This is a genomic window from Micromonospora sp. NPDC047527 (genome assembly GCF_040643015.1).
Lineage (GTDB): Bacteria > Actinomycetota > Actinomycetes > Mycobacteriales > Micromonosporaceae > Micromonospora.
Genome location: NZ_JBEYTK010000003.1, coordinates 397,385 through 424,072 on the forward strand (window position 1 = coordinate 397,385; position 26,688 = coordinate 424,072).

Below are 26,688 nucleotides of genomic sequence, written 5' to 3' on the forward strand. Positions count from 1 at the left end.
CCGGACCGATCCGCGCCCGGTGCTGGTCAGCCGGCCGAATCGGCGCGCAGATAGGTGAGTACGGCGAGCACCCGGCGGTTGGTGTCGTCGCTGGGCGGCAGGTCGAGCTTCAGCAGAATGTTGCCGACGTGCTTGCCGACCGCCGCCTCGGTGACGTGCAGACGGGACGCGATCGACGCGTTGGAGCGGCCCTCGGCCAGCAGCGCCAGCACCTCGCGTTCCCGGGCGGAGAGCGCCCGGAGCGGATCACGCGGGCGGTGCAGCAGTTGCCGCACCACGTCCGGGTCGATGGCGGTGCCGCCGGCGGTGACCCGGCGCAGCGTGTCGACGAACTCGGCGAACTCGGCGACCCGATCCTTGAGCAGGTAGCCCACCCGTTGGCCGTCGCCGCTGTCCAGCAATGCCGCCGCGTACCCCGTCTGCACGTACTGGCTGAGGACCACCACCGGCAGTCGGGGCCGCTCGTGGCGCAGCGTGACGGCCGCGCGTAGGCCGTCGTCGCGCCGGTCGGGCGGCATCCGGATGTCGGTCAACACCAGGTCCGGTTGGTGCGCGCGGGCCGCGTCGAGCAGTTCGGGCGCGGAGCCGACAGCGGCGCAGACCGTGAAGTCGAAGCGGGTCAGGAGCGCCACCAGGCCCTCCCGCAGCAGCACCTCGTCCTCGGCGAGCACCACCCGGGTCACCGGCGCCACGGCAGCTCCACCCGGACCAGGGTAGGCCCACCGGGCGGGCTGGCCAGCAACAGGCGGCCGTCGGCGGCGGCGACGCGATCGGCGAGACCGGTCAGGCCCGTGCCCCGGGAGGGGTCGGCGCCGCCGCGCCCGTCGTCGGACACCTCGACGACGAGGTCGGCGCCGACCCGGCTGAGACGGACCTCCGCGCGGGTCGCCCCGGCGTGCCGGGCCACGTTGCCCAGCGCCTCGGACACCACGAAGAAGGCAGTGGTCTCGACGATCTCCGGCAGCTCCCCGTCCAGGTCGGCGGACACGGTGACCGCGACGGGGGCCGCGTCGGCCAGCTCCCGTACCGCGCCGGCGAGGCCGAGGTCGGCGAGGCTCTGCGGCCGGATGCCGTGCACCAGTTGTCGGAGCATCACCATCAGACCCCGGGCCTGGTCGTGCGCGACAGCGAGCGGCCGGGCGGCGGGGGAGTCCTCGGGTACGTCCAGCCGGGCCAGGCCCAACTGGAGCGTGAGGCTGGTCAGCCGGGGCTGCGCGCCGTCGTGCAGGTCACGCTCGATCCGGCGCCGTTCGGCCTCGTACGCGCCGACCAGCCGGGTGCGGGACCGGGCGACCTCGCGCATCGCCGCCGCGTCGACCGGCCGGGCCAGCGTCCACCGCGCCACCGCGGCCTGGCCGGCGGCGAGCAGTCCGGCCGCGTACCAGAGCACCGGAAGGAGCAGCACGCCCACGACCGCGTACGGGACGGCCTCACCGGCGGTGTCCACCGTGCCCCAGACGACGATGACCTGCGCGGCGTCGCCGGCCTCCGACGTGTTGCTGAACGCCAGCCACGGGCTCGCGATCAACCCGAGGTCGAGCAGCACCAGCAGCAGGAACACCCAGTACGCCACCGGGGCGAGCCCGCCCAGCCAGAACAGGTACGCCACCTCCCGCCAGCCGGCCGCACCACGGTAACGGGCGGCCAGACCCGGCCAGGCGGGCGCCGGCAGCGGTCGGCCGTCCACGAGCCCGAGCCGCCAGCGTTCGACGACGGCGACCGGGAAGCTCACGATCGGTGCCAGCGCCAGCAGGGTGAGGCTGCCGACCGCCAGGAACAACATGAGGAGGACGTCCGGTGGTCGACCGTGCAGCCGCAACGCGTTGACGGCGGCCAGCAGCGGCGCGCCGATGACGATTAGCCCGACGGCGAGCACGCCGGCGATCGGTACGGTGCTGACCAGGTAGGCCAGCGCACGCCAGGGCCAGGCGGAGACCAGCCAGTCGCGGCGGCGCAGCGCCTCGGCCAGGTGACGGGGGTGTTCCGGGGTCATGCCGCAGACGCTATTCGCCGGTGGCCGGGCGTCCCAGCCGTCCAGATCCACTTCCGGGGGTAGGGCCAGCCCTACCCCCGCCGCTGCGGCGTACGGCGTACGGCCGCGTTGCTAGGATGGCCGCACCATGGCGAGTCAGCGTAAGGCGAGCGCGGACCCGGCCCGCAGCCTGGCCATCCTGTGGCGCACCCGGGAGCCGACCAGCCGCAGCGCCGGGCCGGGGCTCACCGTCGACCGGATCGTCCGCGCCGGGATCGAGATCGCCGACGCCGAGGGCCTCGACGCGTTGACCATGCGCCGGGTCGGTGAGGCGCTGGGCGTCGGCACGATGTCGGTCTACACGTACGTGCCGGGCAAGGCCGAACTCGTCGACGTCATGATCGACACGGCGTACGGCGAGATGCCCCGCGCCGCCGTCCCGGGCGACTGGCGGGCTCGGCTGGAACGGATCGCCCGCGACAATCTCGCGCTCTACCAGCGTCACCCGTGGATGCTGCGGGCCGAGACGACCCGGCCGGTGCTCGGGCCGCACATGGTGGCCAAGTACGACCACGAACTCGGCGCGGTCGCCGACATCGGGCTCACCGACGTGGAGATGGACGCGGTGCTCACCCTCGTCCTCGGGCACGTCAAGACCGCCGCGCGTGCCGCGTCGGAGGTGCTCGACCTGGAGCGGGAGACCGGCCTGACCGACGGCCAGTGGTGGCAGTCGCACGCGCCGTGGCTGGAGACGTTCCTGACGGCCGACCGGTTCCCGACCGCCTCCCGGGTCGGCACGGCGGCTGGTCAGCAGCACGGCGCCGCGTACGCCCCGGAGTACGCCTTCGAGTTCGGCCTGCAACGCGTCCTCGACGGCATCGCGGTGGTGGTCGCCGAGCGGGCGTCCGCCGGGCAGGTCGGCTAGCGGCCACCGGCACAGCCCCGGGTCAGCACCGGCTCGTCCGCCGGAATCCACCTCGGCCCCCTCCGCCCAGGTGGTACGACTGTGGCGGCGACGTCGGCTGCGGCCCGGGGAGGACGGCGAATGGCGAGCGGGCTTCCGGGGCGGCTGCTGCAACGGCGGGAGGATCCCCGCCGCACGTCGTTCCTGGAGCTCTTCTTCGATCTGACCGTCATCTTCGCGTTGACCCGGCTGTCCCGGGCGATCCTCGACGACCTCAGCATCCACGGCGGCTTTCGGGTGTTGGTGCTGCTGGCGGCGATCTGGTGGGTGTGGTTCGTGACCGCCTGGTCGGCCGACTGGTTCGACCCGCGTGCCCCGCTGATCGTCGTCCTGCTGCTCTGGGTGATGTTCGGCGGCCTGTTCATGGCCGCCGCCGTGCCCACCGCGTTCGACCAGCACGCCCTCGTGTTCGCTGTCGCCTACGTCGCCATCCACCTGGGCCGGGCGGCGCTGCTGCTGCCGGCCCTGTGGGGACACCCCGCGCAGCTGCGGACCGCGCGGGTGGCGATCTGGTTCGCGGTCTCCGGCGTGCTGTGGATCGTCGGCGCCGTGGTCGCCCGGGCACGGGAGGTGCTCTGGGCGCTCGCCCTGCTGCTGGAGTACGGCCTGGCGCGGCTGGGCTGGCCGACGCCGAAGCTCGGCCGCAGCTCGTGGACTGACCTCCAGGTGAACGGCGACCATCTCTCCGAGCGCTACCAGCAGATCTTCATCATCGCGCTGGGTGAACTCATCCTGATGGCCGGCGTCACCTACAGCGACGCCGGCTTCGATCAACAGCGCACCATGGCGTTCGTCCTGGCGTTCGTGACGGCGGCGGCCCTCGCCCGGCTCTACCTGGTGCCCGCCGGTGGGCGGGTGGGCACCGCCATCCAGGCAGCCGGCCCGCCCGGCAGCAAGCTGGCGCTCCTCGCCGGTTACCTGCACCTCGTCATGATCGCGGGCGTGCTGGCCACCTCCGTCGCCCTGGAGATGACGATCGACAACCCGGGGTTGCGCGATCAGGGGCACCTGGTCGTGGGCGTCGTCGGCCCGGCGCTGTTCCTGACCGGCCGGATCCTGCTCTCGACGCTTGTCGACTCCAACCTGCCCTGGGCCCGGCTGATCGGTGTGCCGGCCATCATCGTGGGCGGGATCGTGAGCATGCGGCTCTCGCAGCTCGCCGCCAGCGGAGTCATCACCGTGCTGCTGCTCCTGATCGTCCTGCTCGACGCGATGCCCGGCATGTGGAGGCAGCAGACCGCCGACGGAAGCGACGCGGTCGACCAGCGGCGCCGTGCGTAGCCGCCCGGGGTCGGCGCGGCGGCGCGACGTCGTGGAGTTGCGGGTGCACGGCGTGTCGGGGGCACGACCGGAGCGGATTCTGGACCGGGCGCGCGTCCGGCAGGTCGCCGGCGATGACCACGGCGGCTTCCACCGCCCCGACACACCGGACGGCACCGACCCGGACGGCGTGACGCTGGAGGCGTACCGGTGGGGTGATCTGCCCTCGGGCACCGTGGCCCGCACGCTGTCCCTGGTCTTCCTGCTGCCGTTCATGCTCAGCAACGTGGCGGTCTGGATGCGGCCGGTCGGCCGGCGTCGTGGGCCGGCGGTCACCGTGCTGTGCCGGCTCCTCGCGCTCAACCTCACCATGCTGTACGTGCTGTCGACCGCCGGTGTCGCACTCGACCTGCTGGCCTGGCGGTGTCTCGGTGCGGCCCGCTGCCGTGGCCCGTTCGACACTCTGGCCGGGCTCGACGACCGGCAGGTCGGGCAGCGGCTGGCGGTGCTGGCTCTGCTGCCGATCGCCGCCGTGGCCTTCCTGCGCCTGCTCGGCACCCGCCGACCCCGCCCGGTCGACGCCCCGCAGGCGACCGTCGAACCGATGGTGGGACGGCTGCGCGTGATCCACATCGCCGTCGCGCTCGTGGTGCTGGACGTGCTGCTGCTCGTGGCCCGGTCGGCGGGCGGGGCGATGACCTGGACGTCCACACTGCTGGTGCTCGCCGTCGCGGTGCTGCTGGTCGACGTCGGTCTGATCGCCGTACCCGGCGGCCGGCTCGGCGGGGTGACTGTCGAGCGCGGTGCCACCCGGGTCGCCCACGCGACGCGGGTGGTGGCGTACGCCCTGAGCGTCGCCACCCTCGTCACCGTCGCCCTGGACCCGCGCGGCTGGCCGTCGTCGGCCGGACTGCCCGGCTATGACCGGATCGTCTCCGGGGCGTTGCTGGGCCAGATGACGTTGCTGGTGGCGTTGAGTGGGGTGGTGCTGTGGCGGCCCTCCGGCAGGAGCGGGCGGTCGGCTCTCTCGCGTGGGCTCGGCGCGGCGGTCGTGGCGGCCTTCGCGGTCGGCCTTGCCGGGGCGTTCTCGGCCAACCTCGTCTACCAGGCCGGGGACCTGCTCGGCGGTTACCGGGGCGACGGTGGGCCGCCACCGGCGTACCGGTGGACGATTCTGGCGTTCTTTCTGCACGTCGTCTCGGCGGCGGTGCTGTGCGGCGCGTTGCTGCTGCTGTCGTGGCGACGCCGCTGGCGCGCGGCGGAGGCGATCACCGCGCGGGACTTCCCGGGCACGCCCGCGGCGGCCGGCGGGCACCTGCGGCGGGTGACGGCGGCCATCGCGCGGGCCCGGATCACCGAGTGGTTGGGGCTGCTCGCCGTCACGTACGCGCTGCTGGCGGTGGTCGGCCTCTGTACGAGCGTGCCGGGGCTGTTCGGGCTCGAACCGGACCGGCTGGCGGAGCAGGTGCTCGGGCTGTCCGACGGGTCCGTCGGCGTCGGCCTCGCCCTGGGCAGCTATCTCGTCGCCGGCGTGGTGATCGCCCTGGTGCTGGGCGGCCTGTTCGCCTACCGGACGACGTGGTTCCGCCGGCACGTCGGGATCCTGTGGGACCTGGGCACGTTCTGGCCCCGGACGGCCCACCCGTTCGCGCCGCCGAGCTACGCCGACCGGGCGGTGCCGGAGCTGGTCGACCGGATCACCCGACTGGCCGAGCGGCACACCGGGGTGCTGCTCTGCGGGCACAGCCACGGCTCGGTGTTGCTGGCTCTGGCGGTGCTGCGGCTTCCGGCGCGGGTGCGTCGACGGGTCGCGCTGCTCACCTACGGCTCCCCGTTGGACCGCCTGTACGCGCGGCTGTTCCCGGCGTATCTCGGCTTGGGAGTGCTGCGCGAGGTGGGGGAGCGGGTCGGGTGGCGGTGGGTCAACCTGTGGCGCGACACCGACCCGGTCGGCGGCTGGATCTTCGTCGCGCACCGGCCCGGCGATCCACCGGCGGACGCCGCCGACCCGGCCGGGCGGGTCGACCGTCGGTTGCGGGACCCACGGGACGTGTCGCCGGCGCCGGGAGAGCGTCATCCGCCGCCGGTGCGGGGGCACCACCCGGGCGAGTCCGACCCCGAGTTCCGGGCGGCGGTGTGCGACCTCGCCGGACGGCTCCGCGACCTGGACCGTCGCCGCGCGGATCGGGAGCCAGGAGACAGCTCATGAGCCTTCGGGTTGCCGGTCGGACTCCGCGACGACGGCCCGGACCTTGCGCAGGGTCGCGTCGGGTGCGCGGATCGCCACCCGCCACCGGTCCAGTGTGCGGGTGAGCACCCGGACCACGAACTGCAACTGGTTGACCTGCTCGCGCAGCAGCCCCAGCTCTGATCGGGCGCTTATCGCCTGACTCTCCAACTCGGTGATCCGGGTCTGCAACGGTTGCACGAGGGTCAGGGCGGCCTCGGTGAGGGTGTCGGCCGCGTCGGCCTTGAACTTGCCGCGCTGCACCAGGACGGTGGCGATGGCGGCCAGGCCGGTGGTTCCGCCGAGGATGCCGAGCAGGCTGAGCAGCACCTGCACCCACTGCGGCGCCTCGGGGGTGGGTGCCGAGATCACGTGACACCTCCGACGACCCGTTGATGGCTCGCGCACTGGTGGCCGTAGGCCAGGCAGCGCAGGTCGACGGCGATCTGGGCGGCCCGCCAGAAAGACCCCGCCGGCACCGCGCTGATCAACGACGCCGCGACGACGCCCTGCTGGCCCGTCACCGCCACGAGCGCCACCGCGTACATGCCGGTGATGGTGCCGAGCACCAGGACGGCCGCGAACTCGATGCCGAGGCCGGTGGAGAGCCGACCGGGCCACAGGATGCCCAGCAGCCCGGTCACGCCGACGACGACCAGGGAGACCTCCCAGCCGAGCTGGAGGGGGCCCGGCATGGACAGTTCGACCGACTGCGGTCGGGCGCCGAGCGCCATCAGAAGGACACCGCAGATGGACGTCGTGACCAGGGCGGCCACCTCGAACGGCTGGTGCTTGGCCCGGTATCGCAGATTTCCCACGGCAACTCCCTGGTCGAGGACCGTGGTCACCCGCCGCCCGCCCGGGGCCGTGCGTGCTGCTGGTCACGCGACCGCGGCGCGCCCCTGTGGAGGCGGTACGTGTGGACGGTCGATGGTCGAGGAGGTGAGCGACTCGCCGCCGTTGGCTGGCCGGTATCTGCCTGTGTATCACCGGCGGGCGGTTTGCGTCCACTTGCGTAACGTCATGTTTCCGCAGGTCAGGGCCAGGTTGGAGCGGGTGCGGAGCGGGTTTGGGCGGCGCACGCGGGTGGAGGGGCCGGTTCGCCGACCCCTCCACGCCACTGACTACTTCTCGTGTCGGATATCTAACTAATCGTTATGGGGCTGCTCGATCACCGCAGCAGCAGGGCGCGTAGCGCCCGGACCACCACGGCCGGTGCCTCCTCGGCCATGAAGTGCCCACAGGTGACCGTCTGGTGCTCCAGGTCCGCCGCCCACGCCCGCCACACCGCGGCCGCGTCGTAGCCGAGGGCCGCACCCCAGTCCTGCTGGAGCACTGTCACCGGCATCCGCAGCCGGTTACCCGCCTCCCGATCGGCGGTGTCGTGGGCGACGTCGACCCCGGCGGATGCCCGGTAGTCGGCCACGATCGAGGTGACCGCCTCCCGGGACGCGCGCAGGTACGCGGCCCGCACGTCGGCCGGCAGCGCGTCGGGATCGCGGGTCCAGACGTCCAGGAAGTGGCCGAAGAACGCGTCCGGGCTGGCGCCGATCATCTCCTCGGGCAGGCCGGGCGGCTGCGCCATCAGATACAGGTGGAACCCGACGGCCGCGGAGACCCCGTGCATCACGTCCCACATGTCCAGCGTGGGCAGGATGTCGAGCAGGGCGAGCTGGCTGATCGCCGCCGGATGGTCGAGACCGGCACGGAACGCGACAAGCGCGCCCCGGTCGTGCCCCACCAGCGCGAAGCGCTCGTGGCCGAGCGCGCCGGCCAGCGCCACGATGTCGGCGGCCATGGTGCGTTTGGCGTACACACTGCCGTCGGTGTCGGCGGGCTTGTCGCTGTCGCCGTACCCCCGCAGGTCGGGGCAGATGACCGTGTGGTCGGCGGCCAGGTCGGCCGCGACGTGGCGCCACATGAGGTGGGTCTGCGGAAAGCCGTGCAGCAGCACGATCGGAGGCCCGGAGCCGCCCACGGCGGCGGTGAGCGTCACGCCGTCGGCGACGGTGACGCGCCGGTAGTCGAAACCGTTGATCCTCAGGTCCACGGGGGAACCTTCCTGGTGAGCGGGGCCGGCGGGGGCGGTGCCCGTCGCCGTCGTACGCTGTCGAGCCTGCGCGGCGGCGATCAGCGGCCGGTCAGCGTCGGATCAGTGCCGGCGGCCGGGCCGTCCGGGACGACCCGCCTAGATTGGTGCCATGACCAGGCAGCCGACCGCACCCCTGGCGGTGACCTTCGGCGTGCTCGGGCCGGTGACCGCCGTGGCGGAGCACGGTCCCATCCCGCTCAAGGGGCCTCGGCAGCGCACGGTGCTGGCCCGGCTGCTGATCGCCCGGGACCGGGTCGTGCCGGTGGAGCGCCTCGTCGACGATCTGTGGGAGGTCCCGCCGGACGGCGCGGTCGGTGCGATCCGGACCTTCGTCGCCGACCTGCGACGGGCGCTGGAGCCCGACCGGCCGCCCCGGCAGCCGCCCCGACTCCTGGTGACCGAGCCCCCCGGGTACGTGCTGCGGGCCGCTGCGGAGGCGGTCGACGCCGGACGGTTCGAGGCTGCGGTCGGCGAGGCGGGACGGCTGCTGACGGCGGGGCTGCCCGCGCCGGCCCTGGACGCGTTGGACGCGGCGCTCGGCCTCTGGCGTGGCCCCGCGTACGCCGACTGCGCGGGCGAGGTCTGGGCGGTCGCGGAGATCAACCGGCTGGACGAGCTGCGGACGCTGGCCGTCGAGCGGAGGGCCGAGGCGCTGCTGGCGCTGGGCCGGCCGGACGAGGCCGCCGCCGACCTGCCCGCCCACCTCGCCAGCCATCCACTGCGGGAGGACGCCTGGCGACTGCTCGCGATGGCCCGGTACCGCGCCGGTCGGCAGGGTGAGGCGCTGGCCGCGCTGCGCCAGGCCCGCGACGTCCTGGTGGCCGAGCTGGGCCTGGATCCGGGGCCTGAGCTGCGGCGGCTGGAGGCCGACATCCTGGCCCAGGCGCCACACCTCACTGTCGCCCCCGCCACGGCGAACCCGGCCGGGCCGCTCCGGGCCGGCGTGTCCGGACCGGTGCCGCAACGGCCCTTCGTGGGGCGGGACGCGGAGCTGGATCGGCTGCGGCACGCCGCCGAGACCGCCGCCCGCGACGGTCGACCCGCGCTCGCCCTGCTCAGCGGTGACCCGGGCGCCGGCAAGACCGCGCTGGCCGAGGCGTTGACCCGGCGGCTCGCCGCCGAGGGCTGGACCACCGCGTGGGGCCGCAGCCCGGAGTACGAGGGCGCACCGGCTGCCTGGCCGTGGACGCAGATCACCGACGCGCTTGCCGGGCCGACCGGGCCGCTTCCAGGCGGTACCGCCCGGACCGCCGGTGCCGATGGCGCGAGCGATCCCGCCGTGGCCCGGTTCCGCCGGCACCGCGCGGTGGCGGCGCTGGTCTCGGCCGCCGCCGACCGGGGACCGGTGCTGCTGGTCCTGGACGACCTGCACCGCGCCGACGGCGACACGCTGGACCTGCTGACCGCCCTGCTCACCGGCCCACAACCGGCGACCGGGCCGGTGCTGATCCTCGGCACCTACCGGGCCACCGAGATCAGCCCGGAACTGACCGCCGCGCTGGCCCGCGCTGCCGGCCTCGAACCGGCGCGGGAGTACCTGGGCGGCCTGGCCGGCGAGGCGACCGGCGCATTGGCCCGTGTCGTCGCCGGGGTCGAACTGGACCCACCCACCGTCCGGCTGATTTACCACCGCAGCGGCGGCAACCCGTTCTTCGTCCGGGAGCTGGCCCAGCTGTACGCGGCCGAGGGCGCCGCCGCGCTCGCGGCGGTGCCGCCCGGGGTGCGCGACGTCATCCGGCACCGCCTCGCACAGCTGCCCGAGCCGACCCGCACCGTGCTGCGGCAGGCGGCCGTGCTCGGCCGGGACCTCGACCCGGAGGTGCTCGACGCGCTGACCGGCGACCCGGCGGCCCTGCTGGACGCCCTGGAACGCGCGCTGCGAGCCGGGTTCCTGACCGAGCAGGAGCCCGACGGACGGCTACGGTTCACCCACATCCTGGTCCGCGACACGCTCTACGCCGACCTGTCCGCGCCGCGCCGCGCGGCCTGGCACGCCGCCGTGGCCGAGGCGTTGCAACAGCGCCAGCCCGTCGACCCGGCCGCGCTCGCCCACCACCTGCTGCACGCCGGCGGACGGGCAGCCGCCCACCGGGCCGCCGGCTACGCCCGTACCGCCGCCGAACTGGCCGAGCGGGACGGCAATCCGCACGAGGCGGCCCGGCTGTGGGCGCAGGTCATCGAGGCGTACGACCGGGCCGGTGGGACCGAGCGGCGCGAGCGGCTGGGCGCGGTGCTCGGCCTGGGGCGCGCCCTGGCGGTGACCGGCCGGCTCGCCGAGGCGCGGCGATATCGGGCCGAGGCGATCGGCGACGCCGAGGCCGTCGGTGACGCGCGCTTGATCGCGGAGGTGCTGGCCGGTTTCGACGTGCCCGCCATCTGGACCCGCAACGACGACGATCTGCTCTCCGAGCGGATCGTCCGCGCCGCCGAACAGGCTCTGGCCGGGCTCGGCCCGACCGGCTCCGCGCAGCGCAGTCGGTTGTTGAGCACGCTCGCGCTGGAGTTGCGCGGCAGTACCGGTGACCGTGGTCGCCGGGCCGCCACCGAGGCCGAGACGATCGCCCGGGCCGCCGGAGACCCCGGGCTGCTGGCCTTCGCGCTCAACGCGCGCTTCATGCACGCCTTCGACCGCGTTGGGCAGGCCGCCCAGCGGGCCCGGATCGGCGCCGAGTTGGTCGACCTGGCCGCCCGGCACCAGTTGGTCACCTTCGAGGTGCTGGGTCACCTCATCCTGGTCCAGGCGTGCTGCGCGCAGGCGGACCGCGCCGGCGCCGACGTGCACGCCCGCGCCGCCGACCGCCTCGCGAAGCGGTACGAGCTGCCGCTGGTCGGCGTCTTCACCGGCTGGTACGCCGCGCTGCGCCTGGCCCTCGACGGCGACCGGGCGGCGGCGGCCGACGCGTACCGGGCGGCGGCCGGTCGGCTGCCGACCGACGGCATGCCGGGTCTGACCCGTGGGCTGCTCCCGCTCGCGCTGCTCGGATTGCGTCTGGCCGAACCGTCGGTCGATTCGCCGGCCAGCACCGACCCACCGGCCGCCGGCTCGCCCGGTGCCGAGCGGCCGGTCCTCGGACTGACCGGTGCGCCGATCCCCGGGCCGGACGACGAGGACTGGGCGAGCCTGGACTGGGGTCCGCACGAGCCCTGGGTGCGACCGCTGCTGCTCGCGGCCGACGGCGACCGGGAAGCCGCCCGAGCGGCCCTGCGGGCACTCCCGGACGGACCGCACGACCTGCTGCGGGAGGCGCGGCTCTGCCTCACCGCCCGCGCGGCGCTCGCGGTGGGCGACCGGGCGACCATGGAGCACGTCGCCAGGGCGCTCCGGCCGGCCGCCGCCGAGCTGGCCGCCGGCAGCGGGGTGCTCACCGTCGGCCCGGTGGCCGGTCACCTCGCCGATCTGGCCGCCGCCCTGGGCCGCGACGAGGAGGCGGCCCACCACCGCCGTACCGCCCGCGCGGTCACCGCGCGTGCCCGCGCCACCGTCGACCCGGCCTGAGCGTCGCCATCACCCGCGTCCGAGGCGACTTACCGGATCTCGCGGAACCGGCCGCCGACGTGCGGTCAGATGGAACCACCGGCGCGTGCCGCCGACCGACACGGATCGAGGGGGTACGCGTGGAGGTGCTTGTCCTGATCGTGGTGCTGGGCGTCACCGTCCTGGTCGGCACCACCCTCGGTGGCCGGTACCGGGTCGCGCCGCCGGTCCTGCTGATCGCGCTCGGGGTCCTGCTCGGGCTGACACCGCCGCTGTCCGAGCTGACCCTGGAACCGGACCTGGTGCTGCTGATCTTCCTGCCGGCGATCCTCTACCGGGAGAGCCTCACCATCAGCCTGCGCGAGATCCGGGCCAACCTGCCGGTGATCGGCCTGCTCGCCGTAGTGCTCGTGCTGCTCACCATGGTCACGGTGTCGATGACCGCGCAGGCGTTCGGGGTGCACCCCGCCCCCGCGTGGGTGCTCGGCGCGGTTCTCGCGCCGACCGACGCCGCCGCGGTCACCGGTCTGGCGAAACGGCTGCCCCGCAAGCTCCTCACCACCCTGCACGCGGAGAGCCTGATCAACGACGGCACCGCCCTGGTGATCTTCGCGGTGGCCGTGGGTCTGCTCACCGGGGGAGCGGAGCCGGGTGTCCTGGGCGTCAGCGAGGAGTTCGTCGGCGCCAGCCTCGGCGGCGTGCTCGCCGGTCTGCTGGTCGGCGGCGCCGTGGTGCTGGTGCGCAAACGGCTCGACGATCCGTTGCGCGAGGGCGCGTTGAGCGTGCTGACGCCGTTCGCCGCGTTCCTGCTCGCCGACGCGGTGCACGCCAGCGGTGTGCTCGCGGTGGTCGTCGCCGGCCTGGTCCTCGCCTACGCCGGCCCACGGGTGATCCGGGCCCGTTCCCGGGTGCTGGCGTACGCGTTCTGGGACCTGTCCACGTTTCTCATCAACGGCGGGTTGTTCGTCCTGCTCGGTACGCAGATCCCCGGGGCCGTCAGGGGCATCACCAGCACGTCGCCGCAGCGAGCCCTGGTGATCGTGGTGGTGGTGACGTCGGTCGTCCTCGGCACCCGGCTGCTCTTCGTCTACCTGACCTCCGAGTCGGCGAAGCTGCTGCGCCGCCGGATGACGGATGACCAGAGCGCCGAGATGTCCGGCTGGCGGGTGGGAACCGTCGCCGGCTGGTCCGGTTTCCGGGGGGCTGTCTCGCTCGCCGCCGCCCTGGCCGTCCCGACGGTGACGGTGGCCGGTCGACCGGTGGTCGAACGCGACCTGATCATCTTCGTCACCGCCCTGGTCATCGTGCTGATCATGCTGGTGCAGGGCACCACCCTGCCGCTGGTGGTGCGCTGGGCGGGGCTGGGCGGTGACCCCGAACGCGCCGAGGAGTTGCGGCAGGCCCGACTGCGGGCCACCGAGGTCGGCCTGGACGCGCTGCCCCGGGTCGCCGCCGAGATCGGCGCCGGGGAGGATGCGGTACGCCGGTTGCGGGCCGAGTACCAACGGCACCTCGAGGACGTCAACGAGGGCGGCGGGGACACCGCCGAGGAACGCCACCTGGAACGCCAACTGCGCCTCGGGATCCTTGCCCACAAGCGGCGGGAGGTCACCCGGCTGCGCGACAGCCGGGAGATCGACGACCTCGTGTTGCTGGAGTTGCAGGCCGCGCTGGACAACGAGGAGATCCGGCTGCTGGGTCGCGGGCCCGACGACTGAACCCCGCCGGCCGCCATCCCGCTCGCGGCCTGCTCTCCTGACGGATTGGTGACAGCGCCCCGCCCAGGTTGGCTGCGGCCCCGCCGTGTGCCCGACGGGTACGGTGGGAGCCGGTTCGGCATCGGTCGATGTCTCGGTTCCGCGAGGGGGTGCGTGTGACCACCGGCGCGACGGAGGCAGACCCACGGGTGGTCACCGAGCGGGAGTTCGTCGACGAGTTGGTCTCGATCAGCCGTGCGCGCACCGCGACCGAGTTTCTCTACCTGATGGCGCAGGGCGCCGGTGTCGTCGGCGTGCAGTGGGAGCAGCCCGGCATCGACCATCTGCGCCGCTACCGGGTGCGCGATGCCTGCCCGCACTGCGTCATCCTCGCCGGAGCGCAGGCGCTGGCGCCGGTGCTGCCACTGGACCTGATGCGTGCCGGGCGCACCCGCCCGCAGTACGAGACGGTGCTGCGTACCGGCCGGTTGCCCCACCTGGCGTTCGCCCGGCCGGCCGGTCCGCCCGGGGCGAGCTGGCTCGGCGACTGCCACGCGGTCGTCGGCGACCCGCACACCGACGCCGACTGCCCGAGACACGTCGTGCCCGCGCCGAACGGCGACCCGTTGGCGCTGCGCCTCGGGTCGCTGCCTCGGGCGGTGCGGGAGCTGTACCCGCACGACGGCGCCGCGACGGCGGATCTCTCGCATCGGCTACGGATCGCCCAGGACTGGCGGGCCGACGCGCAGGCGGTGGCGAGCGGCATCCGCGAGGCGGCGGCGACCTGGGCGTTCCTGCGGAACTCGTGCGTGCTGGGCGTGCCGGTGCCCGGCGCCGACGGGCTCGTTCTCACCCTCGGGTCGGGCCTGGCCCCGGACGACCGGCCCTTGGCCGAGCTGCACGCCGCCGCGGTGCGCGCCCTTCCGGCTGGCGCCCGTCCGCCGGCCTATCAGGAGCGGGCCTGCCTGGTGCCGGATCCGGTGCCGGGGGCGCAGCGGATGCCGACGTACGCCGGCGCGGTGGACCTGAGCGCCGCCGCGCCGGTGCGGACGCTGCGGTTGCCGGCGCCCCGCCGTCCCCTGAGCGCCACCGGCCGCGGGGTGCTGCTGCTCTACGAGGCCCGGCACGCGATGGGCCGGCACGTCGCCACCGCGCCGGAGCGGGACAGCGCGTACTGGGAGTCCGAGGCGGCGTTGCACATCTTCGAGTTCACCCTGCTGGAGCGGGTCGCCGGCCGGCACTACCAGGAGGCGGTGGCGGCCTATGTGCAGGCGCTGCGCCGCGCGGCTGACCTGCTCGCCCGCCCGCACAAGGTGCTCGACCGACGGCGGCGCAAGGCGCTGTCGACGGCGTTCGGCGGGCTGGACGACGAGGAGCTGCACCTGTGGGCGTCGGTCGCCTACCGCAACGCCATCCTCGTGCTGCTCGGCGACCCGCAGGCCTTCGCCGTGCACCTGCGCCGGCAGGCCGCCTGACGCCAGGGTCCGGGCCGTCGCAGGCGCGGCTCAGAGCACCTGGTCGAGGAAGCGGCGCAGCCGAGGATGCTCGGCCCGCTCGAAGATCGCCTCCGGCGGGCCGGCCTCCAGCACCACGCCCCGGTCCATGAAGGCGACGGTGTCGGCGACCTGCCGGGCGAAGCCCATCTCGTGGGTGACCACCACCATGGTCATCCCGGCGGAGGACAGGTCGGCCATCACCCCGAGCACCCCCTTGACCAGCTCCGGGTCGAGCGCCGAGGTGGCCTCGTCGAAGAGCATCACCTCGGGTCGCAGCGCCAGCGCCCGGGCGATCGCCACCCGCTGCTGCTGACCACCGGAGAGTTGCGTCGGCCGGGCGTCGGCCTTGCCGGCCAACCCGACAAGCTCCAACTGGGTGCGGGCGACCGCGACCGCCTCGTCCTCGCCGAGCTTGCGCAGCCGGCGCAGTGCGAGGGTGATGTTGCGCAGCACGCTCATGTGCGGAAAGAGGTTGAACTGTTGGAAGACCATGCCCACCCGCTGCCGCAGCGCGTCCGGGTCGTCGCCGAGCACGCTGCGCCCGTCCAGCAGCACGTCGCCGCGGTCGGGCTCGATGAGCCGGTTGAGGGTACGCAGCAGAGTGGACTTGCCCGACCCGGAGGGCCCGATGACGCAGGCCGTCGCACCGCGCGGCACGGTCAGGTCGACGCCGCGCAGCACCCGGTTGGGTCCGAAGGCGAGGTGGACGTCCCGCGCGTCGAGGCTGACCGAGGTGGTCGTCGCGATGGTCATCGGCGGTCTCCTTCGGTGGTGCCGGCCGGAGCCGGCTCGTCCTCGTCGTCGTCCGGTGGCGCGGTCGCCGGCCGTCCGTGGCGCAGCCGCCGGTCGATCCAGTTGACGATGTGCGTCAGCGGGACGGTCAACGCCAGGTAGAAGAGCCCGGCCAGCAGCAGCGCGGACTGGTTGCCGGTGTTGGCCGCGTAGTCCTGCCCGATCCGGAACAGCTCCCGCTGGCTGGCCACCAGTCCGAGGAAGTAGACCAGGCTGGAGTCCTTGATCAGCGCGATGAGCTGGTTGACCCAGGCCGGCAGCACCCGCCGGATGCCCTGCGGGATGATCACCAGCCGCATCGAGTCGGCCCAGGAGAAGCCGAGCGCCCGCGCGCCCTCCAGTTGGGCGGCCTCCACCGACTGGATGCCCGAGCGGAAGATCTCACCGATGTACGCGGACGCGATGAGCGACAGCGCCAGAATGCCCAGCGGGTAGGGGTTCGGCCCCCAGACCTGCATGCCCAGCGGGGCCAGCCCGACGCCGATCAGCAGGATCGTCGCGGCTGCCGGCAGCCCTCGGAACACGTCGGTGTAGACCCGTGCCGGCCAGCGCAGCCACCGGCTGCGCGAGATGCCGGCGACGGCGAGCAGCAGGCCCAGCACCGAGCCGAGCAGGGCGGCGGAGACCGCCAGGATCAGCGTGTTGGGCAGCCCGACCGTCACCATGTCGGGCAGCGCCTCGCGCATCGCGTCCCAGTCGAAGAAGGTCTCCCACAGGGTGCTCAACGGATCCATCGGTCGCCTCTCCTACCGCCCTGCTCGCTCGTCACCGGTACGTCAGGACGCGGCGGACGCGGACGGGGACGCCGACGGCACGGCCACCGTTCCGCTGCCCGGCTTGAAGTCCTCCGGGACCGGCCGGCCCGGGTAGTACTGCAACTGCAACCGGCTCCACGTGCCGTCCGCGATGACCTCGTCGAGGCCCTTGTTCAGCGCCTCGCGCAGCTTGTCGTTGCCCTTGGCCACGGCGTACGCGGTCGGGGCGTTGCTGAGCTGCTTGGCCGCCACGGTGATCTTGCCCTTGCTCTCGTCGGCCAACTTCTCGCCGATCTCCGCCGGGGCGATCCACGCGTCGGCGGTGCCCGCCTTGAGCTGGTTGATCGCGCCGTTGTAGTCCGGCACCCGCACCGGGTCGAGCTTCTGACCGGTGGCGTAGTCGTCCTGGACGGTGCCCTGCACCACGACGACCCGCTTGCCGGCGAGCTGGTCGAAGCCGGTGATCGACGAGCCGGCCGGAACGTCCAGACCGAAGTAGCTGAAGTCGTAGCCGTTGCCGAAGTCGACGGTCTTCTTCCGCGCCTCGGTGATGGTGATCGACGAGCTGCCGACGTCGAACTTGCGGTTGTTGACCTGGGACAGCAGCGCGGAGAAGTCGGTGCCGACGAACTCGACCTTCAGGCCGATCTTCTCGGCGACCGCCGTGAGCAGGTCGTTGTCGAAGCCGGTGAACTTGCCGTCCTTGAGGTACACGTTCGGCGGGGCGTCGGACAGCGTGCCGGCGCGCAGCACGCCGGCCTGGGCGAGGCCGTACGGGTTGCTGTCGGCGTCGGACGAGTCGTCGGAGCCGCAGGCGGTGAGCGCGGTCGCGGCCAGGATGGCGGCGGCGCCGACGGCGGCGGCACGGGTCAGGGCAGGAAGGAATCGCATCAGTGTCTCCGAGGGGTCGCGTCTGGGCGGGCATGGGCGTGCGCCGCCGACGGTGCGCCCGATGAGGGCGTACCGCTGGTGCGGGTGGTGAAAGAGGGGCGCGTCAGTGCGCGGCGCGGCCGCGACAGGCGGCGCTGCACACTCGCATCATGTCCACGTGCCGCCGCCGGATCAGTGCCGGCGAGGTCTGACCGGCGCGGACGTACGCGCCGACGGCGGGTGGAGCGGTGCTGAGGATGTGCATGAAGGTCTCCCGGGTCTGTGCTGACCTGGGTGCCAGGCCACGCTTGCACCGGCGTGCTGCCGGTGCCTGGTCTTCACCCGGGGCACCCCACCGCGGAGGAGGGTTGCCGGCCAGCGAGCCGGGGCTTCGCGCTGGCACTCATGACCTGCGCCGAGGCTAGCAGCAGAGCCCCGCCGGTCGTCCAGCCGATATGACCATGCTCACCGTCCGCTGCCTGGTCAGCCGGCATGTACGTGCGGCCGGCGCGTCTGGTCGGGTTCCTGGCGGCGCAGGATCTCCCGGGTGACCGAGGCGATCTCGCCCTGCCCGAACGCCAGGTAACGCAGGACGTTGCGGGCCGGGCCACCCTCGGTCCACTCGAAGTAGATGTGGGGGCGTCGCCCGCTGCGGTCGCGGATCTCCAGCAGCAGCGCGGCCAGCGCGTTGGGCACCGAGGAACTGGCCAGGCTGAGCACCGGGAAGCGATCGTGCGCCACACTGCCGCGCACCAGCAGCCCGGTCTCGAAATCCGACGGGTCGGTGACGTGGACCTCGACGAAGATGACGTCGCTGTCGTCCGGGAAGTCGTTGTCCGCCATCGTCTGCGCCAGCTTGTCGCGGTACTCCGCCAGATCACGTCGCGCCGGCTCGTGCGCGATGAGCCGGATCCGACGCCCACTGCGCTCGGCGATGAACGACGACGCGGCCGGGTCCAACTCGACCCGGTCGACCCGCAGTTCGAAGGCCCGCATCAGCCGCGACAGCGCCGACACCAGGATCATCCCGCCGATGAAGCAGGCGGCGATCTTCACGCCGTCGGGACGTTGCACCACGTTCGCCGCCGTGGTGTAGACGAACACCACCGCGATGATCCCGAACGCGACCATGCGCCCGCGCTGCCGGCGCCGCCGCGCGGCGAGGGTCACCGCCGTCGACGCCGAGGTGATCAACACCAGAACACCGGTGGCGTACGCGCCGCCCTGCGCGTCGACGCTGGCCCGGAAGACGATCGTGATCAGGAACGCCACCCCGGTGAACACCAGCACCAACGGCCGGACCGCCCGGGCCCAGGCCGGCGCCATGCCGTAGCGGGGCAGGTAGCGGGGGACCAGGTTGAGCAGACCGGCCATCGCCGAGGCGCCCGCGAACCAGAGGATCCCGATGGTGGACAGGTCGTACACCGTGCCGAACACCTGGCCGAGGTGCTCGTGCGCCAGGTAGGCCAGCGCCCGCCCGTTCGCCGGACCGCCCGGCTGGAACGCCTCGGGCGGGATCAGCACGGTGGTGGTCACGCTACTGGTGATCAGAAAGACGCTCATGGTGGCGGCGGCGGTGGTGAGCAGGCGACGCGCGCCCCGGATCCGACCCAGCGGCCGATCCTCCGAATCCTGGCGGTTCCCCCGGATGTGCGGCATCACCGCCACGCCGGTCTCGAAGCCGGACAGGCCCAGCGCCAGCTTCGGGAACACCAGCAGCGACAGCGCGACGACCATCAGCGGGTCGCCGTGTCCGGTGGTCAGCGTGTGGGTCCAGTCCCCGACCGCGCTCGGATGGGTCACCACCCGCCACAGCGCGTCGACGATCACCACCGCGTTCAACGTCAGGTAGACCGCGACCAGCACGACGGCGATCCCGATGGCCTCGCCGAATCCCTTGAGGAACACCGCGCCGAGCAGCGCCACGAGCAGCAACGTGAGCAGCACCTCGTGACCCTTGAGGCCGCTGGGCCAGAAGGGGTTCTCGTCGAGGTGCGCGGTGGCGTCGGCAGCGGACAGGGTGATGGTGATGATGAAGTCGGTGGCCGCGAAGCCGAGCAGCACCAGCACGAACAGCTTGCCCGGCCAGTAGCTGAGCAGGCGTACCAGCATCGCGATGGAGCCCTCGCCGTGCGGGCTCTCCACCGCCACCCGCCGGTAGACCGGCAGGGCGCCCAGCAACGTCACCAACACCAGCACCAGGGTCGCCACCGGCGACAGCGCCCCGGCGGCCAGCGCCGCGATGCCCGGCTGGTAGCCCAGCGTCGAGAAGTAGTCGACGCCGGTCAGACACATCACCCTCCACCACGGGTGGTGCCGCTGCTGCGGGCGGCGGACGTGCAGGCCCTGCGGCACGGGCCGCTCCGACGCGTCGGTGAGCAGCCAGCGCCGCAGCCGGTCGGTCCGCCGGCCGGCGCGCCTGTCGACCTCCATCGGCGCTACCCCCGTCGTCCCGCCCATGGTCACCGCGAGTATCCGCCGGTAACCCGGCGCCCGTCCGCCGGTGCGCGGAACCCGCCCGTCGTGGCGTCCGGGTGAGCGCCGTGTCGGTGGGTTTCGGGCCGGAGGCAGGGGGGAAGCAGCGCCTCCCGGCGCCACCCCGACTGCCCCGGGTGGGTCGGCACGCCGCCGGACGGGCGGCACCGGGAAAGGGGAGCGGGTCATGGTCGGCGGCCGTCGGTTCCGCCCGGGTGGTGGCTTCGGCCGTCAGCTCGACGAGTACGAGACCCGCGTCGGTGTTCCGCCGGTGGGGGAGCCGGCCGCCGCACCCGCCGGCGGCCTGATGGACAGCGCCGTCTACATCCGGGGCCACCGGTTCGCCTCGCCGAGCGGCCTCGCCGAGACCTACCGCTGCCTTCAGGAGCAGGACGACGCGATGGCCTGGATCGGGTTGTACCGACCCGACATCGACCAGGTCACCTCGCTGGCCCGGGAGTTCCGCCTGCACGACCTGGCGGTGGAGGACGCGATCAACGCCCACCAGCGGCCCAAGCTGGAGCGTTACGGGCACACCCTCTTCGTGGTGCTGCGGGCCGCCCGCTACGACGACCTGCGGGAGGAGGTCGAGTTCTCCGAGCTGCACCTGTTCATCGGGCCGGGCTTCGTGGTGACGGTCCGCCACGGCGAGGCCCCCGACCTGGCCGCCGTACGGCGGCGGATGGAGGCCGACGCGCCGATGCTCGCCCAGGGCCCCGAGGCGGTCCTGTACGCGATCCTCGACCAGGTCGTCGACGGGTACGCGCCGGTGGTGGCCGGTCTGGAGAACGACATCGACGAGATCGAGACGCAGGTCTTCGGCGGCGACCCGAATGCCAGCCGGCGCATCTACGGGCTGAGCCGGGAGGTCATCGAGTTCCAGCGGGCGGCCCGACCGCTGCTCACCATGCTCGACGCCCTCGCCAACGGCGCCGGCAGCTACACCAGCGACGAGGAGCTGCGCCGCTATCTGCGGGACGTCACCGACCACCTCACGCAGGTGGTGGAGCGCGTGGACGGTTTCCGGCACCTGCTACAGAACATCCTCACCGTCAACGCCACCCTCGTCTCGCAGCAGCAGAACGAGGAGATGCGCAGCCTCACGGCGGCCAGCTACGCGCAGAACGAGGAGCTGAAGAAGGTGTCCTCGTGGGCCGCGATCCTGTTCGCGCCCACGCTGATCGGCACCGTGTACGGCATGAACTTCGTCCACATGCCCGAGCTGCACTGGCGCTTCGGCTACCTGTTCGCGCTGTTGCTCATGCTGCTGGTCTGCGGCACCCTCTACCTGATCTTCAAGCGGCGCGGCTGGCTGTGACCGGGCAGCCGAGCGTCACTCGATGCCGCGCAGGATGTGCCGCTCGTCTTCGAGGTCGTCCTCGCCAGCGCCGATGCGGCCGAGCAGCACGGCTGCGGCCCAGATGGTCAGTGGCGTGGCGGCACCGGTCATGCCGCCGCCGGTGCGGTCGTCCCGGGTCTGGCTCCGCTGGTTGCGCGGTGGCCTGCGCTGAGCCTGCATGGGCCCTGCCTCTCCTCGTCGAAGCCGCCCTCGGCGCGCGATGTGCACCCGCGCCACCGGCCGGGCCACCCGAGGGCGGGTCGACACCGGTACGGCATCCACGTCGAACCATCCCACGCCCGGCCGCCTCCGCACCGCATGTTTTCAGTTTCCCGACTGTCGCCTGCCAAACCGGACATCACGCACCAACGTCCCTGGTCGCGCCGCCGACGGCCAAGGGGCATGATCATCGCTGCGGCCGAGGTTTGACGCGTCGGTGTCGGCGGTACCTGATCCGCAACAGACCAGGAGGCGTGACCCGTGGACGTGAGTGACCTGCTGACCGAGACGTACGACCGGCTGCCCGACCTCGTCCGCGCGGCGGTCGACGGGCTCACCCCGGAGCAACTGCGCTGGGCGCCCGGCCCGGGCGCCAACTCGATCGGCTGGCTGGTCTGGCACCTGACCCGGGTGCAGGACCACCACGTCGCGCACCTGCTCGACGTCGAACAGATCTGGGCCAGCGGCGACTGGGCGGGGCGGTTCGGGCTGCCCGCCGACCCGGACGACACCGGCTACGGCCACTCGTCGGCGCAGGTCGCGGGGGTCCGCCCGGAGAGCGCGCAGGCGCTCATCGACTACTACGCGGCCGTCGCGAGGCGTACCGGATCGTTCCTGGCCGGGCTTCGACCGGCGGACCTGGACCGTGTGGTCGACGAGACCTGGGACCCGCCGGTCACCCTTGGCGTGCGGCTGGTCAGCATCGCCGAGGACGACCAGCAGCACGCCGGGCAGGCCAACTACGTCCGGGGCCTGCTCGAAGCCGGCTGACCGCCGGGCTCACGGCACGATCACGGCCCGGCCCTCCAGCGTCCCGTCGCGCATCTGGCGGTACGCGTCGAGGGCGTCGTCGAGCGCGAAGGTGGTGGTCTTCGGCCGGATCAGACCACGGGCACCCAGGTCCAGCACCTCGACCAGCTCGGGGCGGCTGCCCCAGTAGGTGGTGGCGATGCTCACCTCGTACGGCACCGAGAAGAACGACACCGGCAGAGTGCCGCCGCCGATGCCCACGATCGTCAGGTCGCCCACGGTGCGGGCCACCGCCACGCCGAGCGCCAGGGTGGCGTCCGCGCCCACGAAGTCGAGCACCACGTCGGCGCCCCGGCCCCCGGTGGCCGCCCGGATCTCCTCCGCGGCGGTAGGGCCGGAGGCGACGGTCTGGTCGGCGCCGCACTCCGTCGCCAACCGCAGCGCCTCGGCGCGGGTGTCCACGGCGATCACCCGGGCGGCCGTGGTGGCCTTAAGGATCTGCACGCCGACGTGGCCCAGCCCACCGACCCCGATGACGACGGCGGTGCTGCCCGGTGGCAGCTTCGGCCAGGAGCGCCGGATGGCGTGGTACGGGGTGAGACCGGCGTCGGTCAGCGGCGCCGCGTCCACCGGATCCAACCCGTCCGGCAACGGCACGATGTGCCGCGCGTCCGGCACCAGCTCGTACTCGGCCATGCCGCCGTCCAGGCCGAGCCCGCCGCCGCCACCGGGCACCGGCGCGCCGGCCGGGTTCTCGCAGTACGGGTCGACGCCGACGCGGCAGCGGGCGCAGGTGCCGCAGCCCCACGGGCCGTACACGGCGACGGGCTGACCGATCGTCAGCCCGCTCACGCCGTCACCGACGGCGTGCACCCACCCCGCGTTCTCGTGGCCCAGGGTGAACGGCGGGTTCCACGGCACGGTGCCCGGTTCGAACTCGTCCATCAGGTGCAGGTCGGAGTGGCAGGCGCCGGCAGCGCCGATGCGTACCACCACCTCGCCGCGTCCGGGCGTTGGCTCGGGGACCTCCACCAGTTCCGGTTCCGACTTCCACTGCCGTAGTCGCAGCGCACGCATTCGATGCCTCCCGTTGGTTTCGGCCTGCCGATTCCTCCCGATGGCCTGGCCTGCCCACTCCCGGGGCCGACAAACGGGCCGGCTCCGGATGCTCGGCGTGACAGCCGTGCCGCCCAGGCCCCGCGTCACCCGGTCCGGGTGAGTTGGGCTCACCCCGACGTGGGCGATCCTGCGGCTATGCCGGAAGAGGGGACGTGATGGCCACGACCGCGGCGCAGTTCCTGCAACACCTGGACACCCGTCGGCGGCCCGATCTGCCGGAGACCACCGCAGGGACACTGCGGCTGGACATCCGCAGTGACGGCTGCACCGAGCACTGGTACCTGACCATCGCCGACCAGCACGTCCGGGTCACCCGGTCGGCCGACGACGCCGATTTGGTGGTCAGCGCCTCCCGGGAGATCTTCGATCAGCTGGCCAACGGCCAGATGCACCTCGCGGTGGCCCTGCTGCGCAACGAGCTGAAGGTGCGGGGCAACCTGGCGCTGTTGATGATGCTTCGCCGGATCTTTCCCGGCCCGGCCGGCGCACGGCACCCCCGCGAGCTGGGCCAGGCCGCGCTGGCGCGACGGGAGACGCGTTCATGAAGCAGGAGCAGGTGCACGTCATCGCCGGCAACGTGTTCGCCATCAGCGACGCCCAGGGCGATATGGAGGTCGATCCCCGGGAGCCGGTCGGTCTCTTCTCGTTCGACACCCGGTTCCTGTCCGACTGGGTGCTCAGCATCGACGGGGAACGGCTGCACGCCCTCTCCCGCGACGACATCGCGTACTTCGAGACCCGGTTCGTCCTGGTGCCCGGCGTGGCGAGTCACTACATCGACGCCGACGTGTCGGTCATCCGGCACCGCTCGATCCACGACCGCCTGCACGAGCGGATCACCGTGCTCAACCACTCGTCCGAGCCCGCCGAGTTCACCGTGCGGATGGAGGTGCGCAGCGACTTCGCCGACATCGCCGAGGTCGGCAACGTCCGGCAGCGCGACGTCCAGGTCACCGTCGACGACCGAAACCAGCGGCTCGTGCTGCGCTACGAGCGGGAGCGGTTCGCTCGCGAGACCACGGTGAGCAGCAGCGTCCCCGCCGAGATCGACGAGCGGGGACTGACGTTCCGGATCCGCGTCGCGCCCGCGGGGACGTGGGAGACCACCCTGCACGTCGCCATGATCATGCGCGGCGAGGGCGGCCGGGACATGCGCGCCGGCCTGGAGTCCCACCAGCGCGATGTCGGCAGCGGGATGCACGACGACCTGTCGGCCTGGCTGGACCGGGCGCCGCAGCTGGTGGCCGAACGCGGCAGCCTGGAGCGGATGTACCAGGGCAGCCTCGCCGACCTGGCGGCGCTGCGGTACACGCCGCTGGCGTACAGCGAGCGGGTGCCGGTCGGTGGCCTGCCGTGGGCCATGGCGCTCTACGGGCGGGACAGCCTCATCACCTGCCTACAGACCGTCGCGTTCACCCCCGAGTTGGCCCCCGCGACGCTGCGGATGCTGGCGCTGCTCCAGGGCTGCCAGCTCGACGACGAGCACGAGGAGGAGCCGGGAAAGATCCTGGCCCGGCTGCGTTACGGCGAGTCGGCCGCGTTCGGCGAGCTGCCGTACGCCGGGTACTACGGCGCGGTGGACACCACTCCGCTGTTCGTCGTCCTGCTCGACGAGTACGAGCGCTGGTCCGGTGACACCGACCTGGTCCGCGAACTGCGGCACCCGGCCCGGATGGCGCTGGACTGGATCGACGAATACGGCGACATGACCGGCGACGGCTACCTGCGCTACGAGCGCCGAAACGAACGGCAGGGCACGATCAACCAGTCCTGGAAGGACTCCACGGACGCCATCATCGACGCGTACGGGCGCCAGCCGGCGTTCCCCCGGGCCACCTGCGAGGTGCAGGGCTACGCGTACGACGCGAAGCGGCGCGGCGCGCGACTGGCCCGCGAGTGCTGGGGAGATCCCGAGTACGCCGACCGGCTGGAACGGGAGGCGGCGGCGCTCAAGGAGCGGTTCAACCGGGACTTCTGGCTGCCGCACCGGGAGTACTACGCGCTGGCCCTGGACCCGTACGGCGAGCCGGTCGACGCCCTGTCGTCGAACATCGGGCACCTGCTGTGGAGCGGGATCGTCCCGAACGATCGAGCCGAGGCCGTCGCCGAACACCTGGTCGGGCCGCGGCTGTTCAGCGGCTGGGGAGTGCGGACCTTCGCCACCGACCAGCATCCGTACAACCCGATGGGCTCGCACCTGGGGTCGGTGTGGCCGTCGGACAACGCGCTGATCGCCGCCGGGCTGCGGCACTACCGCTTCGACGAGCAGGCGGCCCGGATCGCGGCCGGCATCTTCGACATGGCGCAGACGCTCGGCGGCGCGGTGCCGGAGGTGATCGCCGGCTACGAGCGCAGCCTGACGAAGTATCCGGTCCAGTTGCCCCTGGCGGGCCGTCCCCAGTCGTGGTCGTCGGGCGCGCTGCTGATGCTGCTGGGCACCCTGCTGGGCCTGCGACCCACCGGCGACAACCTGCTGGTGAACCCGGCCCTGCCCGCGGGTTTCGGCCGCATCGAGCTGCTGGGCATTCCCGGCCGGTGGGGTCACCTGGACGCCTACGCCGGAGACCGCACGGCACCCCGCCCACCAAAGGCCTAGCGTCGAACCGCCCGATCAGGAGGATCGCGTCACGACGCGTCGGCCTCAGCCCATCGTCTTGGCGCCGTCGATCGCCTCGCGCAGGATGTCGGCGTGCCCGGCGTGCTGGGACGTCTCGGCGATCACGTGCAGCAGCACGCGGCGAACCGTCCAGGTCGCCCCCGCCTCGAACCACGGCTCCTCGGGGAGCGGGTGGGCCGCGTCCAGGTCGAGGGTGCCGACCAGTTCGTCAGTCTGGTCGGCCACCGCACGGAACCGCTCGACCAACCCGGCGAGGGTCTCGCCCGGCGCCATCCGGAACTGACCGGCCCAGTCGACGGCCACGCGCTGCATCTCCTCGGCGCCGCCCACGGCGAAACGCATCCACCGCTCCTCGACGCCGGCCACATGCTTGACGAGGCCGCCGAGGCACAGCTCGCTGACGGTGCTGCGGGTCGCCGCCTGCTCGTCGGTCAGCCCGTTGACGGTATGCAGCAGGAAACCCCGGTGCTGGCGCAGCGCTTGCAGCAGGTCGGCCCGCTCGCCGGTGAGCTGGGTGGTGCTGGTCATGGTGATGTCCCTCCGTCGATGTGCGGCCGCGGGTCAGCGTA

The 26,688-nt window shown here is 73.1% G+C and carries 23 protein-coding genes and 1 riboswitch; of the genes, 10 read left to right on the forward strand and 13 right to left on the reverse strand.

All coding sequences use genetic code 11. From position 1 onward, the window contains the following. Positions 1 to 26: 26 nt before the first annotated feature. Both ABZ808_RS14845 and ABZ808_RS14850 read right to left on the reverse strand, forming a co-directional pair. Positions 27 to 692, reverse strand: a complete 666-nt coding sequence (locus ABZ808_RS14845; protein ID WP_357005791.1) for a response regulator transcription factor — start codon at positions 690 to 692, stop codon at positions 27 to 29. After that, entirely contained in the window at positions 680 to 1,993 is a 1,314-nt protein-coding gene (locus ABZ808_RS14850) for a histidine kinase (RefSeq protein WP_357005794.1), read from the reverse strand. The genes ABZ808_RS14845 and ABZ808_RS14850 overlap by 13 nt, the downstream gene beginning before the upstream one ends. 127 nt (positions 1,994 to 2,120) lie before the next feature. On the opposite strand from ABZ808_RS14850, the gene ABZ808_RS14855 reads away from it, so the two are divergent. The 3 genes from ABZ808_RS14855 (at position 2,121) to ABZ808_RS14865 (ending at position 6,405) form a co-directional block, all read left to right on the forward strand. After that, positions 2,121 to 2,897: a TetR/AcrR family transcriptional regulator gene (locus ABZ808_RS14855; RefSeq protein WP_357005797.1), complete on the forward strand. Its 777-nt coding sequence runs from the start codon at positions 2,121 to 2,123 to the stop codon at positions 2,895 to 2,897. A gap of 120 nt (positions 2,898 to 3,017) precedes the next feature. Then, a complete protein-coding gene (locus tag ABZ808_RS14860) occupies positions 3,018 to 4,217 on the forward strand; it encodes a low temperature requirement protein A (RefSeq protein WP_357005800.1) in 1,200 nt (399 codons plus the stop codon). After that, positions 4,210 to 6,405 (forward strand): hypothetical protein, encoded by a 2,196-nt coding sequence (locus ABZ808_RS14865; protein WP_357005804.1) that lies wholly within the window; start codon positions 4,210 to 4,212, stop codon positions 6,403 to 6,405. The genes ABZ808_RS14860 and ABZ808_RS14865 overlap by 8 nt, the downstream gene beginning before the upstream one ends. Here the strand turns inward: ABZ808_RS14865 and ABZ808_RS14870 are convergent. The 3 genes from ABZ808_RS14870 to ABZ808_RS14880 form a co-directional block, all read right to left on the reverse strand. Further along, a complete protein-coding gene (locus tag ABZ808_RS14870; RefSeq protein WP_357005807.1) occupies positions 6,400 to 6,795 on the reverse strand; it encodes a hypothetical protein in 396 nt (131 codons plus the stop codon). The genes ABZ808_RS14865 and ABZ808_RS14870 overlap by 6 nt on opposite strands. Next, the gene (locus ABZ808_RS14875) at positions 6,792 to 7,241 is read right to left on the reverse strand and encodes a hypothetical protein (RefSeq protein WP_357005810.1); all 450 of its coding nucleotides are present in this window, start codon (positions 7,239 to 7,241) and stop codon (positions 6,792 to 6,794) included. The genes ABZ808_RS14870 and ABZ808_RS14875 overlap by 4 nt, the downstream gene beginning before the upstream one ends. Positions 7,242 to 7,594: 353 nt before the next feature. Beyond that, the gene (locus tag ABZ808_RS14880; RefSeq protein WP_357005814.1) at positions 7,595 to 8,473 is read right to left on the reverse strand and encodes an alpha/beta hydrolase; all 879 of its coding nucleotides are present in this window, start codon (positions 8,471 to 8,473) and stop codon (positions 7,595 to 7,597) included. Positions 8,474 to 8,624: 151 nt separating this feature from the next. Here ABZ808_RS14880 and ABZ808_RS14885 point away from each other — a divergent pair, with 151 nt between their 5' ends. The 3 genes from ABZ808_RS14885 (at position 8,625) to ABZ808_RS14895 (ending at position 15,162) form a co-directional block, all read left to right on the forward strand. Further along, positions 8,625 to 12,011 (forward strand): BTAD domain-containing putative transcriptional regulator, encoded by a 3,387-nt coding sequence (locus ABZ808_RS14885; RefSeq protein WP_357005817.1) that lies wholly within the window; start codon positions 8,625 to 8,627, stop codon positions 12,009 to 12,011. A gap of 119 nt (positions 12,012 to 12,130) precedes the next feature. After that, a complete protein-coding gene (locus ABZ808_RS14890; RefSeq protein ID WP_357005820.1) occupies positions 12,131 to 13,708 on the forward strand; it encodes a Na+/H+ antiporter in 1,578 nt (525 codons plus the stop codon). 155 nt (positions 13,709 to 13,863) lie between these two features. Beyond that, positions 13,864 to 15,162, forward strand: a complete 1,299-nt coding sequence (locus ABZ808_RS14895; protein WP_357005823.1) for a hypothetical protein — start codon at positions 13,864 to 13,866, stop codon at positions 15,160 to 15,162. A 30-nt stretch (positions 15,163 to 15,192) separates the two neighbouring features. On the opposite strand, the gene ABZ808_RS14900 is transcribed toward ABZ808_RS14895, so the two are convergent. The 5 genes from ABZ808_RS14900 to ABZ808_RS14920 all read right to left on the reverse strand — a co-directional run bounded on the left by ABZ808_RS14900 (position 15,193) and on the right by ABZ808_RS14920 (position 20,033). After that, positions 15,193 to 15,930, reverse strand: a complete 738-nt coding sequence (locus tag ABZ808_RS14900; protein WP_357006784.1) for an amino acid ABC transporter ATP-binding protein — start codon at positions 15,928 to 15,930, stop codon at positions 15,193 to 15,195. Positions 15,931 to 15,932: 2 nt separating this feature from the next. Beyond that, the gene (locus ABZ808_RS14905) at positions 15,933 to 16,709 is read right to left on the reverse strand and encodes an amino acid ABC transporter permease (RefSeq protein WP_357005826.1); all 777 of its coding nucleotides are present in this window, start codon (positions 16,707 to 16,709) and stop codon (positions 15,933 to 15,935) included. A gap of 42 nt (positions 16,710 to 16,751) precedes the next feature. Next, complete coding sequence (locus ABZ808_RS14910; protein WP_357005829.1) at positions 16,752 to 17,621, reverse strand: ABC transporter substrate-binding protein; 870 nt, start codon at positions 17,619 to 17,621, stop codon at positions 16,752 to 16,754. Positions 17,622 to 17,724: 103 nt separating this feature from the next. Continuing rightward, positions 17,725 to 17,865 carry a hypothetical protein gene (locus ABZ808_RS14915; protein WP_357005832.1) on the reverse strand — a complete coding sequence of 47 codons (141 nt, stop codon included), beginning with the start codon at positions 17,863 to 17,865 and terminating at the stop codon, positions 17,725 to 17,727. A 34-nt stretch (positions 17,866 to 17,899) separates the two neighbouring features. Then, positions 17,900 to 18,011: riboswitch (SAM riboswitch) on the reverse strand. Positions 18,012 to 18,083: 72 nt separating this feature from the next. Next, on the reverse strand, positions 18,084 to 20,033 hold the full coding sequence (locus tag ABZ808_RS14920; protein WP_357005835.1) for an amino acid transporter: 1,950 nt from the start codon (positions 20,031 to 20,033) through the stop codon (positions 18,084 to 18,086). Positions 20,034 to 20,262: 229 nt separating this feature from the next. Here ABZ808_RS14920 and corA point away from each other — a divergent pair, with 229 nt between their 5' ends. Beyond that, positions 20,263 to 21,393 (forward strand): magnesium/cobalt transporter CorA, encoded by a 1,131-nt coding sequence (gene corA, locus ABZ808_RS14925; RefSeq protein WP_357005838.1) that lies wholly within the window; start codon positions 20,263 to 20,265, stop codon positions 21,391 to 21,393. 15 nt (positions 21,394 to 21,408) lie between these two features. Here the strand turns inward: corA and ABZ808_RS14930 are convergent, their stop codons facing one another. Then, positions 21,409 to 21,594: a hypothetical protein gene (locus ABZ808_RS14930; protein ID WP_357005842.1), complete on the reverse strand. Its 186-nt coding sequence runs from the start codon at positions 21,592 to 21,594 to the stop codon at positions 21,409 to 21,411. Positions 21,595 to 21,894: 300 nt separating this feature from the next. Between ABZ808_RS14930 and ABZ808_RS14935 the strand changes: the two genes are divergently transcribed. Continuing rightward, positions 21,895 to 22,404, forward strand: a complete 510-nt coding sequence (locus ABZ808_RS14935) for a DUF664 domain-containing protein (RefSeq protein ID WP_357005845.1) — start codon at positions 21,895 to 21,897, stop codon at positions 22,402 to 22,404. Between the two features lie 9 nt (positions 22,405 to 22,413). On the opposite strand, the gene ABZ808_RS14940 is transcribed toward ABZ808_RS14935, so the two are convergent. After that, a complete protein-coding gene (locus ABZ808_RS14940) occupies positions 22,414 to 23,460 on the reverse strand; it encodes an NAD(P)-dependent alcohol dehydrogenase (RefSeq protein WP_357005849.1) in 1,047 nt (348 codons plus the stop codon). A gap of 197 nt (positions 23,461 to 23,657) precedes the next feature. Here ABZ808_RS14940 and ABZ808_RS14945 point away from each other — a divergent pair, with 197 nt between their 5' ends. Together ABZ808_RS14945 and ABZ808_RS14950 are read left to right on the forward strand one after the other, a co-directional pair. Continuing rightward, positions 23,658 to 24,047 carry an SCP2 sterol-binding domain-containing protein gene (locus ABZ808_RS14945; protein WP_357005852.1) on the forward strand — a complete coding sequence of 130 codons (390 nt, stop codon included), beginning with the start codon at positions 23,658 to 23,660 and terminating at the stop codon, positions 24,045 to 24,047. After that, complete coding sequence (locus ABZ808_RS14950; RefSeq protein WP_357005855.1) at positions 24,044 to 26,098, forward strand: glycogen debranching N-terminal domain-containing protein; 2,055 nt, start codon at positions 24,044 to 24,046, stop codon at positions 26,096 to 26,098. The genes ABZ808_RS14945 and ABZ808_RS14950 overlap by 4 nt, the downstream gene beginning before the upstream one ends. Positions 26,099 to 26,143: 45 nt before the next feature. Here the strand turns inward: ABZ808_RS14950 and ABZ808_RS14955 are convergent, their stop codons facing one another. Further along, positions 26,144 to 26,647 (reverse strand): DinB family protein, encoded by a 504-nt coding sequence (locus ABZ808_RS14955; protein WP_357005858.1) that lies wholly within the window; start codon positions 26,645 to 26,647, stop codon positions 26,144 to 26,146. Positions 26,648 to 26,688: the final 41 nt, after the last annotated feature.

Coding starts and splice junctions, on each gene's coding strand:
- ABZ808_RS14850 (WP_357005794.1), bottom strand. CDS start 1,993: ATGACCCCGGAACACCCCCGTCACCTGGCCGAGGCGCTGCGCCGCCGC.
- ABZ808_RS14855 (WP_357005797.1), top strand. CDS start 2,121: ATGGCGAGTCAGCGTAAGGCGAGCGCGGACCCGGCCCGCAGCCTGGCC.
- ABZ808_RS14860 (WP_357005800.1), top strand. CDS start 3,018: ATGGCGAGCGGGCTTCCGGGGCGGCTGCTGCAACGGCGGGAGGATCCC.
- ABZ808_RS14885 (WP_357005817.1), top strand. CDS start 8,625: ATGACCAGGCAGCCGACCGCACCCCTGGCGGTGACCTTCGGCGTGCTC.
- ABZ808_RS14905 (WP_357005826.1), bottom strand. CDS start 16,709: ATGGATCCGTTGAGCACCCTGTGGGAGACCTTCTTCGACTGGGACGCG.
- ABZ808_RS14910 (WP_357005829.1), bottom strand. CDS start 17,621: ATGCGATTCCTTCCTGCCCTGACCCGTGCCGCCGCCGTCGGCGCCGCC.
- ABZ808_RS14915 (WP_357005832.1), bottom strand. CDS start 17,865: ATGCACATCCTCAGCACCGCTCCACCCGCCGTCGGCGCGTACGTCCGC.
- ABZ808_RS14920 (WP_357005835.1), bottom strand. CDS start 20,033: ATGGAGGTCGACAGGCGCGCCGGCCGGCGGACCGACCGGCTGCGGCGC.
- corA (WP_357005838.1), top strand. CDS start 20,263: ATGGTCGGCGGCCGTCGGTTCCGCCCGGGTGGTGGCTTCGGCCGTCAG.
- ABZ808_RS14930 (WP_357005842.1), bottom strand. CDS start 21,594: ATGCAGGCTCAGCGCAGGCCACCGCGCAACCAGCGGAGCCAGACCCGG.
- ABZ808_RS14940 (WP_357005849.1), bottom strand. CDS start 23,460: ATGCGTGCGCTGCGACTACGGCAGTGGAAGTCGGAACCGGAACTGGTG.
- ABZ808_RS14945 (WP_357005852.1), top strand. CDS start 23,658: ATGGCCACGACCGCGGCGCAGTTCCTGCAACACCTGGACACCCGTCGG.
- ABZ808_RS14950 (WP_357005855.1), top strand. CDS start 24,044: ATGAAGCAGGAGCAGGTGCACGTCATCGCCGGCAACGTGTTCGCCATC.
- ABZ808_RS14955 (WP_357005858.1), bottom strand. CDS start 26,647: ATGACCAGCACCACCCAGCTCACCGGCGAGCGGGCCGACCTGCTGCAA.